The 11,739-nt window shown below is 63.4% G+C and carries 11 protein-coding genes; 8 read left to right on the top strand and 3 right to left on the bottom strand.

All coding sequences use genetic code 11. The annotated features are described in order from the left end of the window. Together GSQ83_RS19500 and GSQ83_RS19495 are read right to left on the bottom strand one after the other, a co-directional pair. Window positions 1-1,255: NAD(P)/FAD-dependent oxidoreductase (locus GSQ83_RS19500; RefSeq protein WP_216850361.1), on the bottom strand; the 1,255-nt coding region annotated here is incomplete at its 3' end. Next, the gene (locus GSQ83_RS19495; protein ID WP_158804542.1) at window positions 1,252-2,637 is read right to left on the bottom strand and encodes an aspartate aminotransferase family protein; all 1,386 of its coding nucleotides are present in this window, start codon (window positions 2,635-2,637) and stop codon (window positions 1,252-1,254) included. The genes GSQ83_RS19500 and GSQ83_RS19495, both read right to left, overlap by 4 nt. 186 nt (window positions 2,638-2,823) lie before the next feature. Here GSQ83_RS19495 and GSQ83_RS19490 point away from each other — a divergent pair, with 186 nt between their 5' ends. The 8 genes from GSQ83_RS19490 to GSQ83_RS19455 all read left to right on the top strand — a co-directional run bounded on the left by GSQ83_RS19490 (window position 2,824) and on the right by GSQ83_RS19455 (window position 10,857). Further along, window positions 2,824-3,504 carry a TetR family transcriptional regulator C-terminal domain-containing protein gene (locus GSQ83_RS19490; RefSeq protein ID WP_158804541.1) on the top strand — a complete coding sequence of 227 codons (681 nt, stop codon included), beginning with the start codon at window positions 2,824-2,826 and terminating at the stop codon, window positions 3,502-3,504. A gap of 149 nt (window positions 3,505-3,653) precedes the next feature. After that, window positions 3,654-4,763 (top strand): polyamine ABC transporter substrate-binding protein, encoded by a 1,110-nt coding sequence (locus tag GSQ83_RS19485; protein WP_216850359.1) that lies wholly within the window; start codon window positions 3,654-3,656, stop codon window positions 4,761-4,763. A gap of 14 nt (window positions 4,764-4,777) precedes the next feature. Beyond that, window positions 4,778-5,962, top strand: a complete 1,185-nt coding sequence (locus tag GSQ83_RS19480; protein WP_158804540.1) for an ABC transporter ATP-binding protein — start codon at window positions 4,778-4,780, stop codon at window positions 5,960-5,962. A 130-nt stretch (window positions 5,963-6,092) separates the two neighbouring features. Further along, window positions 6,093-7,124 (top strand): ABC transporter permease subunit, encoded by a 1,032-nt coding sequence (locus tag GSQ83_RS19475; RefSeq protein ID WP_158804539.1) that lies wholly within the window; start codon window positions 6,093-6,095, stop codon window positions 7,122-7,124. Then, window positions 7,121-7,969 (top strand): ABC transporter permease subunit, encoded by an 849-nt coding sequence (locus GSQ83_RS19470; protein WP_158804538.1) that lies wholly within the window; start codon window positions 7,121-7,123, stop codon window positions 7,967-7,969. Before GSQ83_RS19475 ends, GSQ83_RS19470 begins: the two co-directional genes overlap by 4 nt. 18 nt (window positions 7,970-7,987) lie before the next feature. After that, complete coding sequence (locus GSQ83_RS19465) at window positions 7,988-9,157, top strand: aromatic ring-hydroxylating dioxygenase subunit alpha (protein WP_158804537.1); 1,170 nt, start codon at window positions 7,988-7,990, stop codon at window positions 9,155-9,157. A gap of 92 nt (window positions 9,158-9,249) precedes the next feature. After that, window positions 9,250-9,906, top strand: a complete 657-nt coding sequence (locus tag GSQ83_RS19460) for an acetate uptake transporter (RefSeq protein ID WP_371418047.1) — start codon at window positions 9,250-9,252, stop codon at window positions 9,904-9,906. Between the two features lie 33 nt (window positions 9,907-9,939). Next, window positions 9,940-10,857, top strand: coding sequence for an NAD(P)-dependent oxidoreductase (locus GSQ83_RS19455; protein ID WP_158804535.1), 918 nt, complete (start codon window positions 9,940-9,942; stop codon window positions 10,855-10,857). Between the two features lie 7 nt (window positions 10,858-10,864). Here the strand turns inward: GSQ83_RS19455 and GSQ83_RS19450 are convergent, their stop codons facing one another. Further along, window positions 10,865-11,605, bottom strand: coding sequence for an SDR family oxidoreductase (locus GSQ83_RS19450; RefSeq protein ID WP_158804534.1), 741 nt, complete (start codon window positions 11,603-11,605; stop codon window positions 10,865-10,867). Window positions 11,606-11,739 lie beyond the last annotated feature (134 nt).

Raw genomic sequence — 11,739 nt, 5'->3', positions numbered from 1 at the left:
CGATTTGCGTCGGGATCAGCATGTCAACGTAAGGATCGCGGGACCAGCGGCCGGCTTTCCAGTCGTCATAGGCGCGCTCCATGCGCTCCATGCCATCGGTAAAATGCAGGTCGCCGCGCAGGCTGGGATGGCCGGCGCGGACATTTGTGAAGTCGGGCATGCCGTCCAGCGCGATATTGAGCTTGCCGGAGGAGCCACGGATCTTGAACTTCTTGACGGTGTCGAGAAAGTCCGACGGCAGCTCGCGCTCCTGCACGATCTTGGTGAAGGTGCGCTTCACATCGAGGTTCGACACCACCCGTTTCGCGCGCAGCACCGTGCCGTCCGCCAGCATCACGCCCTCGGCACGGCCGTCGCGCACCAGAATGCGACCAACCTCGGCATTCGTTTCGATCGTGCCGCCCGCCGCCTGAAAAGCGCCCGCGCAGGCCTTGCTGACGGAGCCCATGCCGCCGCGCGCAAAACCCCAGGCGCCGACGCTGCCGTCGATATCGCCCATATAATGGTGCAGCAGCACATAGGCCGTGCCGGGGGAGTAAGGGCCAAGCGCCGTGCCGATGATCCCCGATCCGGCGAAATGCGCTTTGACCACATCCGTCTCGAAATACTCGTCGAGAAACTCGGCGATCGACAGCGTGAAGAAACGGATCAGCTCCCCCATGTCGCGCTCGCCGAGGCCGGAGAAGTGCTTCGCGAGGTAGATGAGCTCGGAAATATCGCGCGGCCGGAAACGCGTCGGGTCGGGAGGCGTACGCATGAGAAGCGGCTTGATCCAGCGGCACATCTTCATCACGGCCGTGGCGTAATGATCGTAGGCGTCCGCGTCCTTCTTCGAGAAGCGCGCGATCTCGGCGCGGAAAACATCGTGATCGTAGTAGCTGCAGAAACGGTCACCGTTCCGCATCATGGTCATCCCCCCCTCATAGGGAATGACCTGCAACCCGTGCTTGTACAGCTCGAGGTCGCGCTGAATCTCGGGCCGCAACAGCGAGCAGACATAGGAGCAGTTGGAATAGGTCCAGCCGTCATGCAGGACGCTGCTGACAGCCGCGCCGCCGATATGGCCGTTCTTCTCGACCACCAGCACATTCAACCCTGCGCGCTGCAGATAGGCGGCGTTGATCAGCCCGTTATGCCCGGCACCGATGACGATCGCGTCCCAAACCTTGTCGCCTTTCCGCGCGCCGAGCGCGGTGGGGCGGCTGATCGCGTCCGGCGCTTCGATGGTTCCGGCGACAGAGCTGATCTCGTTCACGAGGCCGATGCCTCGATCACCCGCGTGCCGATGATTCCATCGCCCTTCCGGTCGGCGCCGAGATTCGCCTCAAGCTCGGCCTGGGTCACCGCCACCGCATCGCGGAAGGCGCTCAGCGTCGTGGCGAGGCAGCTCTCGTCATGCGCCGCCGAGATGAACCAAGGCTCTCGCGAATCTGGCTCGCAGAGCACGCCGCGGTCATGCAGATGCGGCGCCATGGTGTCGTAGAAGGTGTAATTGCTGGTCTTCCAGTCGCGATAATTCGTCGGCGGCTCCTCGCGGAAGAACAGCCCGCCCATGCTCGGGTGCCCCGTGAAGCAATGCGGCAGCCCAGCTTCCGTCAGGATCGCGCTCATGCCCTTCTGCATGCGCGTGCCATAATCGGCGATACGCTCCAGCGTATCGGTCTCTTCCAGGATCTCCAGGCAACGCGCGGCCGCCGCAATGGCGATCGAATGCGCCGTATAGGTGCCGCCATGCGCGACACCTTTTTCGATGGTGCGCATGATGTCCTCGCGCCCGCCGAAGGCCGCGATCTGGTAGCCATTCGCCATCGCCTTGGCGAAGGTGCAAAGGTCGGCTCGCACACCGAACAATTCCTGCACGCCGCCTCGCGCCACGCGGAAACCGGTCTTCACCTCGTCGATGAGCATCACCACGCCGTATTTGTCGCATAGCGCGCGGGCTGCCTTGAGGAATTCGGTATGTGCCGTCAGCGCACAGCAATTGCCCATGATCGGCTCGACCAGGAAGGCCGCGATGCGCTCGCCATGGGCGCGAAAAGTCGCTTCCAGCCGCTCGATGTCGTTCAGCGGCGTGAGATGGATCATCTGCTTCAGCCGGCTCGGCACACCACGGCCATAAGCCTTCAGCTCCGGCTCGCCGGTGCCGTCCCAGCCTTCCATATCCGTCTGCCACATCGCGGCGTCGAACAGGCCATGATAGCTGCCCTCGACGATCACATACTCGTCCCGCCCGGTGAAACCACGCGCCAGGCGCAGCGCCGCCATTACGGCTTCGGTCCCGGAATTGGAGAAGCGGATCAACTCGGCCGCCGGCACCATGCGGCTGATCCGGGTCGCGACCTCGTATTCCTTCTCGGTCGCCAGCGCGAAAACGCCGCCGACCTTCATGCCCTCCATGGCTGCCGCATCCACACGGGGATCGGCATAACCCAGGATGGCGGGGCCATAGCCCAGCCGGTAATCGACATATTCGTTGTCGTCGATGTCCCAGATCCGGGCGCCGCGGCCTTCCTTCACATAGATCGTATTCTCGCCCCAGTAGCGAAACGTCGAGGCCACGCCGAAAGGCAGCTTGGTTCGGGCTTTCGCCATCTGCTGCCGGCTGCGGGTGAGGGGCCTCTGGTTCGATACGGACATTCTTCTCATCACGGGCTGTTATGAGACTAAGGCTACGCCCCAGACCAGCGTTCTGTCCAGCGACTGAATGCATATTCAGTCAAGATTTGGCAGGAAAGCATTGCGTGTCTCGCCTTACCTGAGGCATGATCGGGCTTAATCGGCGACGCGGGACGGCAGGGGGCAGTGATCGAATTCGATCGAGAAATGCGTGACGAGGACGAGGATGTGGCGCCACTCCCAATCTCTTCCGAACGCTCCGGTCGGGGCCTGGACCGCACCGCCAGCCGCGAGGTCCGGCGCCGTCAATTGATTGAGAGCACGGTCGCCGAGATCGCCGAGAACGGCCTCTCGGGTCTGAAGATCTCCGGGGTGGCGCAGCGCGCGAAGCTCGCCACCGGCATGGTGAACTTCCACTTCGTCAGCAAAGCCCAGTTGCTCGACGCGACGCTCGATTACCTGTCCGAGGAATATCGCCTGTGCTGGCGGCACGCCATCGACAATGCCGGCGCCGCCCCAGCTGCCCGTCTGCGCGCGATGATGATGGCGGATCTCGACCCGCAGGTCTGCACGCGCCGCCGCATCGCCGTCTGGCACGCCTTCTATGGCGAGGCCCGCGCTCGCCCAGCCTTCCTCGCCCGCTGCGCGCAACGGGAGGCCGAGCATCATGCCGAACTCGTTGGGCTCTGCGCTGCTGTGATCGAGGCCGGCGGTGGGACCGCAATGGAGATGGCGGCGGAAAGAGCGGCGAGCGGCTTGAGCGCCTTGACCGACGGTATATGGCTCGGCCTGCTGTTCAGCCCCGGCCGCATCGACCGCGAGCCGGGCCGCCAGACTATCGACAGCTTCCTGGCCGCCGTATTCCCTCGCGCATTTTCGGGCAAATGAAGTTTTGGGAGGATTGGTCGGACATGGTTGCCAAGCGGGAAGTCCCGCGACCATCATGTCAGCCGTAACAAGGTCGGGTCCAAGCTCGCTCGGGGCGCGCGAGGCCGGTCGCCGCAGGATAAACGCCAAGTGACAAGGAAACTGTGCCGATGATGCGCTCGAAGACGCTGATCTGGGTGGGGGCCTTGGCCGCCGCCACGCTCCTCTCCGGGCATAGGCCCGCCGCGGCCGACCAGCCGACCATCTACGTCTACAACTGGGCCGAATATATCGGCACCGATACACTCAAGAACTTCACCAAGGAAACCGGAATCAAGGTGGTCTACGACACCTATGATTCGTCCGAGACCGTGCAGGCCAAGCTCATGGCGGGCCACACCGGTTACGACGTGGTGGTCCATTCGGCGTCGAATTACGGCCCGCAGGACATCAAGGCGGGCATCTACATGAAGCTCGACAAGTCGAAGCTGCCGAACCTCGCCAATCTGGATCCGAGTTTGGTCAAGCGTTACGACTCTTACGATCCGGATATGCAATATGGCGTGCCCTATATGTGGGGCACCACCGGATTCACCTACAATGTCGACATGATCAAGCAGCGGATGCCGGATGCCCCGGTCGGTTCGCTCGCGATGTTGTTCGATCCGGCCGTCGTCTCGAAGTTCAAGGACTGCGGCGTGTCCTTTTTCGACGGCCCGACCGACGTCATGCCGATGGCGCTGAGCTACCTGCACATCAACCCGAATACGCAGAACCCGGCCGATTATCGCAAGGCCAAGGAGATGCTGGCCAAGATCCGGTCCAATGTCCGCGTCTTCGACAATTCAAATTACCTCACCGCGCTGCCGCAGAAATCGATCTGTATCGCGATGACCTGGTCGGGTGATTACGCGACCGCCGTCGCGAATGCACAGAGCGCCAAGGCGAACGTCAATCTCGCCTATACCATCCCCAAGGAAGGCTCAGGCCTGTGGTTCGATGCGGTCTTCATTCCGTCTGACGCCAAGAACGTCGATGGCGCGCTGAAGTTCATCAACTACCTGCAGCGCCCCGATGTGATGGCCGGCATCACCGAGGTCACGAACTACGCGAACGCCAACTACAAATCGACACCGCTCATCCCGAAAAGCATCACCGGCGATCCGGCGAATTACCCCGATGCGGAAACCATGAAGCGCACTTTCGGCGAGGAGCCGCTACCGCCCAAGGCGACCAAGGCCGAGACCCGCGCCTTCTCCGACTTCAAGACCGGTTCCTGAGCGAGGCTGATGCAATGGCGGAAACGCTCCTTCGGCCAGACACCAATCTTCCGGCCGGGGGCGTTTCCGCCGCGATACCGGATGTGACGGAGCCTTGGCGCGATAGCGCGGCCAAGCCCTTCATCGAAATCCGTGGCGTCAGCAAGCAGTTCGGCACCTTCGTCGCGCTGCAGGATGTCAGCCTCAAAATCTACAAGGGCGAGCTTTTCTCGCTGCTGGGCGGCTCCGGCTGCGGCAAAACCACGTTGCTGCGGATGATCGCGGGGTTCGAGACGCCAAGTTCCGGCAGCATCATCATCGACGGCCAGGACATGACCGGCGTCCCGCCTTACGAGCGGCCGGTCAATATGATGTTCCAATCCTATGCGCTGTTTCCGCATATGAGCGTTTTCAACAACGTCGCCTATGGCCTGAAGAAAGACGGTGTCGCCCGCGCAGAGATCGCCAAGCGCGTCGATGAGGCGTTGGCGCTGGTACAGCTTCGTCCCTATGCCGAGCGCAAGCCGCACCAGCTTTCCGGCGGCCAGCGTCAGCGCGTGGCTTTGGCGCGGTCCCTGGTCAAGCGCCCCAAGGCGCTGCTGCTCGACGAGCCGCTGGGCGCGCTCGACAAGAAGCTGCGCGAGGCGACGCAGTACGAACTCATGAACATCCAGGACAAGGTGGGCATCACCTTCATCGTGGTGACACATGACCAGGAAGAGGCGATGACCCTCTCCACTCGTATCGCGGTCATGGATCGCGGGCAGGTCTATCAGGTCGGCCGCCCGATCGAGATTTATGAATATCCCAACTGCCGCTTCACCGCCGGCTTCATCGGCACGATGAACATGTTCGAGGGCGTGGTGCTGGGGCTTGAGGACCGGTTGTTGCGCGTGAAGGGCAAGGAGGGCGGAGATTTCCTCCTCGCCCATCCCGGCGCGCCGGTGCCGGATGGCACGCCGGTCTGGGTCGCCGTGCGGCCCGAGAAGATCCGGCTGTCACTCACGCCGGTCGCGGCGACGCAGAACATGGTTGCAGGGAAGGTCAAGGATCTCGGCTATTTCGGCGGCACGACCTCCTACCGCATCGATGTCGGAGACGGCCGGCTGGTTTCCGTCAACGTCACCAACGCCGATCGCGCCTTGGCTTTGCGGGCGGACTGGGACGAGCGCGTCTTCCTGACCTGGGACCCGGCGTCCGCCGTGCTGCTGACGGAATGAGGGCGGGGGGGATGCACTGCCCGACCCACGACCAAACCCAACCGTCATGGCGCGCGAAGGCGTGCGACCAAAGCAACCCGTCACGGCACGCGAAGGCCGAGCATGACGGGTTACGGGGCTCGGTGACGCCATGAGCGAGTTTCTCGACTCAGGCGGTCTCGCCACCCCGGCGCCGATCGGTCCCGGTGCCGCCATCGTGCCGGAGGAGCTTGCCGGTCTGCCGCCCGGCCCACGTCCAAATGACCGCCTCCGCTTCCCGGGAAACATGCTGCACAGCTTAGGGAACTCCTGGCAGCGCATCATGGTCGCGGTTCCCTTCGGCTGGATGCTGCTCTTCTTCCTCATCCCCTTCGCGATCGTCCTGAAGATCGGCTTCGCCGATTCCGTGGTCGCCCGTCCGCCCTTCACGCCATTGCTGAGCTACCCCGACGGCGACCACCTGGCGCTGACCGTCACCTGGGATAACTTCGCCAGTCTGTGGCAGGATGATCTCTATCTCCGCGCCTATCTAAACTCCCTGAAGATCGCCGCGATTTCGACCGTCTTCTGCCTGCTGCTCGGCTACCCGATGGCGCTCGCCATCGCGCGGGCCACGCGGCAGACGCGCAACATCATGCTGCTGGTCGTGGTGCTGCCATTCTGGACGCCGTTTCTACTACGTGTTTACGCCTGGCTCGGCATCCTCGACACCAACGGTCTACTGAACCGCTTCCTGCAATGGGCGCATGTGACGCACGCCCCTCTGCAGATGCTCTACACGCCCTTCGCGGTCTATGTCGGCATCGTCTATTCCTATCTGCCCTTCATGATCCTGCCGCTCTACGCGAGCCTGGAACGGCTTGATCGCACGCTCGATGAAGCGGCCGCCGATCTCGGCGCGAAGCCGTTTGCGGTATTCCGGGACATCACTTTCCCACTCTCGATCCCCGGCGTCATCGCCGGATCGCTTCTCGTCTTCATTCCGGCGGTCGGTGAATACGTGATCCCGGATCTGCTGGGGAATGCGAGCAACGTCATGATCGGCCGCGTGCTCTATGACGAATTCTTCTCCAACCGAGACTGGCCGACGGCCTCTGCGGTCGCCATCGCGCTGCTCCTCGCGCTCGTCATCCCGATGATCCTGTTTCAATACCTCCAGGCGAAACAGGTCGACGCGCCATGAGGAAACTCGGTGTCGCCCGGCTGGTCTTCGGGGTCGGCGTTGCCTTCCTGTACATCCCGATCATCACGCTGATCATCTTCAGCTTCAACAGCTCCCGCATCGTGATGCTGTGGGGTGGTTTCTCGACAAAGTGGTACGCCTCGCTCTTCCACAACGGCTTCATGATGGCCGCCGCTCGCCGTACGCTGGAGATTGGGCTGACCGCCGCCACCTGTGCTGTCGTGCTGGGCACGATGGCAGGCTATTCGCTGGCCCGCTTCGGCCCCTTCCGGGGGCGCACCTTGTTCAGCGGCATGATTACCGCACCGCTGGTAATGCCCGACGTCATCACCGGCATCTCGCTGCTGCTCATGTTTATCGCCATGGGGCAGCTCATCGGCTGGCCGGCCGATCGCGGCATGCTGACGATCGCCATCGCGCATATCACCTTCTGCACTTCCTACGTCACGGTGGTGCTGCAATCCCGCCTGGTCGCGTTGGATCGCTCGTTGGAAGAAGCCGCGATGGATCTCGGCTGCCGGCCTCTTCGCATCCTGTTCGACATCACCTTGCCCATTATCGCCCCCGCGCTGCTATCGGCCTGGCTGCTCGCCTTCACCCTCTCGCTCGACGATCTGGTGATTTCGAGCTTCGTCGCCGGTCCCGGTTCCACAACCTTGCCGCTGCTGATCTTTTCCGAGGTCAAGCTGGACGTAAAGCCTGACGTCAACGCCCTCGCGGCCATCGTCATCGCATTCGTCACGATCGGCACGATCATCGCCGGCTTCGTCATGGCGTCGCGCGAGCGCAAGCGGCTGCGTGACGAACAACTCGCCTTCGCCGCCGAAGCCGCGGCGCGGGCCTGAAGATTTTTGGAGGATCGCATGAGTGACATTCTGGAGGCCGAGCCCGAGGTCAATGGTCTGACCCAGGTTGAGCCGACGCTGCCCAGCAACTGGTATTTCGATCCGGCGCAGTATCACCGCGAGCTGCGCAATATCTGGTATCGTAACTGGATCTATCTCTGCCGCAGCGAAACACTTGATGCTCCGCTCGCCTTCCGCACCTTCGAGATCGGCGACCAGAATGTGCTGCTCGTGCGGGACGAGAACGGCGCGCTGAACGCCTTCCACAACACCTGCCGCCATCGCGGCGCGGTGCTGAAGACCGAGCCCAGCGGCAGATTGCAGGCGCGCGCCATCACCTGCCCCTATCATGCCTGGACCTATAAGCTGACCGGCGAACTCGCGCGTATGCCGTCCAAGCTTTGTGCGCCGGACTTCAGCAAGGCGGATCACGGTCTCTACAAGATCGCCCTGGCCGAGTGGAGCGGTTTCGTCTTCATTAACCTCGATGAGAATGCGGGACCCTTCGATGCCGCGCCCGATCGCGACGATTCAGCACCCGTCGACAACTGGCCTCTTGCCGATCTTCGCGTCGGGCACTCAGTCCGCAAGCTTCTCGCCTGCAACTGGAAGGTCTTCTGGGAGAATTACAACGAGTGCCTGCACTGCGCCCATGCCCATCCCGAGCTCTCGGACATCGTGCCGATTTACAGCCGCGGCCTGCTGTCTCAGCGCGACGACCCCAACTGGCGCGCGCAGGGCGACACCACGGATCCCAAGCTGAAGGGCGGGCTCAAGATCGGCGCCGAGACCTGGTCGATGGACGGGCGGGCCTTGCCGTACACCTTCCCGAAGCTGACCGAAGCGGAGCGCGCCGCCGGCCAGACCTATTTCACCAAGCTCCCCTCGATGTACATGGTCGCCCATATCGACTATGTGCGCATCGTGCATATGCGTCCGCTCGGCCCGGAGCAGACCGAACTCACCGCCGAGTGGCTCTTCCCGGCCGAGACCTTGAACGATCCCGCCTTTGATCTGCCCAAAGCGGTGGAATTCGCCGATCTGGTGATGCGGCAGGACGTCGCACTTTGCGAACTCAACCAAAAAGGCCTGCACTCGCTCCGTCATCGCACTGGCACGCTGATGCCCGAGGAGTATCTCGTGCATAAACTGCACAACTGGGTGCGGTCCCAGCTCGACGAAAGCTGACGCCCGCCATCCGACGTCGGAAACCTGCCATGAGGTTTGGACGTTAGGCCGCTGATGTTACATTTCTTCTTCCTGGTCGTTGCTAGGACGCGATAGAATGCGCCGCCCGCCTGCTGCGCGGGTGCAATAGCAATGACCGGGCGGCGAAACGCCGGCCCGGCGAGCGGGAGGATAGTCCTATGATCAAGCTCGCCAATCCGGCGCCCCTTGGGCTTGCCGGCTTCGCTTTGACGACCTGGATGCTGAGCATGGTCAATGCCGGCTGGTACGGCGGCGCCGCTGTGCCGATGGTCCTGGCGCTCGCCTTTACTTTCGGTGGCGCGGCGCAGTTCTGCGCTGGGCTGCTGGAACTGCCGCGCGGCAATACCTTCGGCTTCGTGGCATTCTGCGGTTACGGCGCCTTCTGGTGGTCCTTCGCGCTTTTCGTCCTGTTCTTCGCCGCGCACGTTCCGCCAGCTTTCGTCGGTTGGTATCTCTTCATGTGGGGCTTTTTCACCTTCTACATGTGGATCGGTAGCCTCGCGCATGCCCGCGCCGTGTCGTTCATCTTCCTCGCCCTCTGGATCACCTTCCTGCTGCTAGCTCTGGGCGCTTGGGGTATGGGCATCTGCACTAAGATCGGCGGCTATGCCGGGCTGGTCACCGCCATCATCGCCTTCTACGTTTCGGCCGGCGAGATCATCAACGAGGCGCATGGCCGCGTCATTCTGCCCCTCGGCGCCCGCGCACCCGCGCTCGCCGGGCGATAGACGGCCTGACGCTGCACGAGAGGGACTACCATCATGAGCGAGGCCGCCCGCAAGGAACGCATCGGGTTCATCGGCCTCGGCCTCATGGGGCAAGGCATGGCGCGCAACATCCTCGTCAAGGGCTGGCCGCTCGCCGTGCTGGCCCACCGCAACCGGGCGCCGATCGAGGATCTGGTCGCCGAAGGCGCGGTGGAAGCGAGTAGTCCACGCGATCTCGCCGAGCGCTCCGACATCGTCGTTCTCTGCGTCACGGGCTCGCCGGAAGTCGCGGCGGTGGTGGAGGGACCGCAGGGTCTAGCAGCAGCCGGCAAGCCGCTGGTGATCGTCGATTGCTCGACCTCCGACCCCTCGCAAACCTTGCGTCTGGCCGAAAGCCTCAAGGCGAGCGGCATCACCTTGATCGACGCCCCGCTCAGCCGCACGCCTAAGGATGCCGCCGCCGGAACGCTCGATGTGATGGTGGGCGGCGACGAGGCGACAGTGGCGCGGGTCCGCCCGGTCCTGGACGCCTTCGCGGGCCGGGTCGCGCATACCGGCCCGACCGGCACCGGCCACACCATGAAGCTGCTGAACAACTTCGTCTCGATGGGGTACGCGGCGCTCTATTCGGAGGCGCTCGCTCTAGGCGCCAAGGCCGGTCTCACGCCGCAGGTCTTTGACAGCGTGATTCGCGGCGGCCGGATGGACTGTCCCTTCTACCAGACCTTCTTCAAATACGTCCTGGAGCGTGACCGCAACGCCCATCAATTCGCCATCCGCAACGCCGCCAAGGACATGACCTATCTCGCGGGCTTCGCCGGCGCGAGCGGCTTCGCCAATCCGATGGGCGCCGCCGTGCGGAACGCCTTCGCCTCCGCCGTGGGCGCTGGACGCGGCGAGGATTACGTTCCGATGCTGTCCGATTTCGTCGCGGAGGCGAATGGCGTCTCGCTGACACCGCCCGCCAAGTAGTCCGCCCTTACCAGGGCAGCGGGCCGTCCTCGTTGAAATAGCCGCCGCTCGGACCGTCCGCCGGAAGCGTCGCGAGGCGGAGGGCGATCGTGGCGCCCTGCTCGACGGTGCGCGTCCCGCTGTTTCCATTAAGGTCGGTTGCGACATAGCCGGGGCAGGCGGCGTTGATCTTGATCGGCGTCTCACGAAATTCCTTCGCGAAGGCGACGGTCACCGCGTTCAAGGCAGTCTTGGAACTGCTGTATCCGAGCAGGTTGAGGCTCGTGAAAGCACCATTCGGATCGGCTTGCCGCGCGATCGAGCCAAGCCCGCTGCTCATCATCACGATCCGCGCCGCCGGTGCCTCGCGAAGCAGCGGGACGAAGGCCTGGGTGACACGGACTGGCCCGAAGACATTGACCTCATAGGTTGCCTTGAGCTTCGCCATCTCGAGCGTGCTCGGCTTGATGACCCCGTCCATCCCCTCCAGGGCTACACCGGCATTATTGACCAGGACATCGAGATGGTCGGTCTGCTCGGCGAGACTCGTGGCGGCAGCCTTGGCACTGGCGTCGTCGCCGACATCGAGCGGGAGGAACCGAACGTCGAGCCCCTCCTCACGCAACTGCTCCGCGGCCGCCTCGCCGCGCCCGGCGTCCCTTGCGCCGATCCAGACGGTATAGCCTTGCTTCGCCAAGCCTTTCGCGATGGCGCGGCCGATGCCCTTGTTGGCGCCAGTAACGAGGGCGGTCTTTGTGGTGCTTGTCATGAGACTTTAGGCTCCAGAAACGATTTTGAGGGCTGGTCGCGCCGGCATCGAGCGTGGCGGACCGAAAAGAGCCAACCAGGCTGACCGGAGAGGATTCCCAGTCAAGCGGAGATTTGCGAGCGCGACCGGCGACC

Origin of the sequence: Acidisoma sp. L85, assembly GCF_009765865.1 — a bacterium.
In the GTDB taxonomy this organism is placed as follows: Bacteria; Pseudomonadota; Alphaproteobacteria; order Acetobacterales; family Acetobacteraceae; genus Acidisoma.
This window is presented reverse-complemented; position numbering and strand designations above follow the sequence as displayed.

Coding starts and splice junctions, on each gene's coding strand:
- GSQ83_RS19475 (WP_158804539.1), top strand. CDS start 6,093: ATGAGCGAGTTTCTCGACTCAGGCGGTCTCGCCACCCCGGCGCCGATC.
- GSQ83_RS19455 (WP_158804535.1), top strand. CDS start 9,940: ATGAGCGAGGCCGCCCGCAAGGAACGCATCGGGTTCATCGGCCTCGGC.
- GSQ83_RS19480 (WP_158804540.1), top strand. CDS start 4,778: ATGGCGGAAACGCTCCTTCGGCCAGACACCAATCTTCCGGCCGGGGGC.
- GSQ83_RS19465 (WP_158804537.1), top strand. CDS start 7,988: ATGAGTGACATTCTGGAGGCCGAGCCCGAGGTCAATGGTCTGACCCAG.
- GSQ83_RS19490 (WP_158804541.1), top strand. CDS start 2,824: ATGCGTGACGAGGACGAGGATGTGGCGCCACTCCCAATCTCTTCCGAA.
- GSQ83_RS19485 (WP_216850359.1), top strand. CDS start 3,654: ATGATGCGCTCGAAGACGCTGATCTGGGTGGGGGCCTTGGCCGCCGCC.
- GSQ83_RS19495 (WP_158804542.1), bottom strand. CDS start 2,637: ATGTCCGTATCGAACCAGAGGCCCCTCACCCGCAGCCGGCAGCAGATG.
- GSQ83_RS19470 (WP_158804538.1), top strand. CDS start 7,121: ATGAGGAAACTCGGTGTCGCCCGGCTGGTCTTCGGGGTCGGCGTTGCC.
- GSQ83_RS19450 (WP_158804534.1), bottom strand. CDS start 11,605: ATGACAAGCACCACAAAGACCGCCCTCGTTACTGGCGCCAACAAGGGC.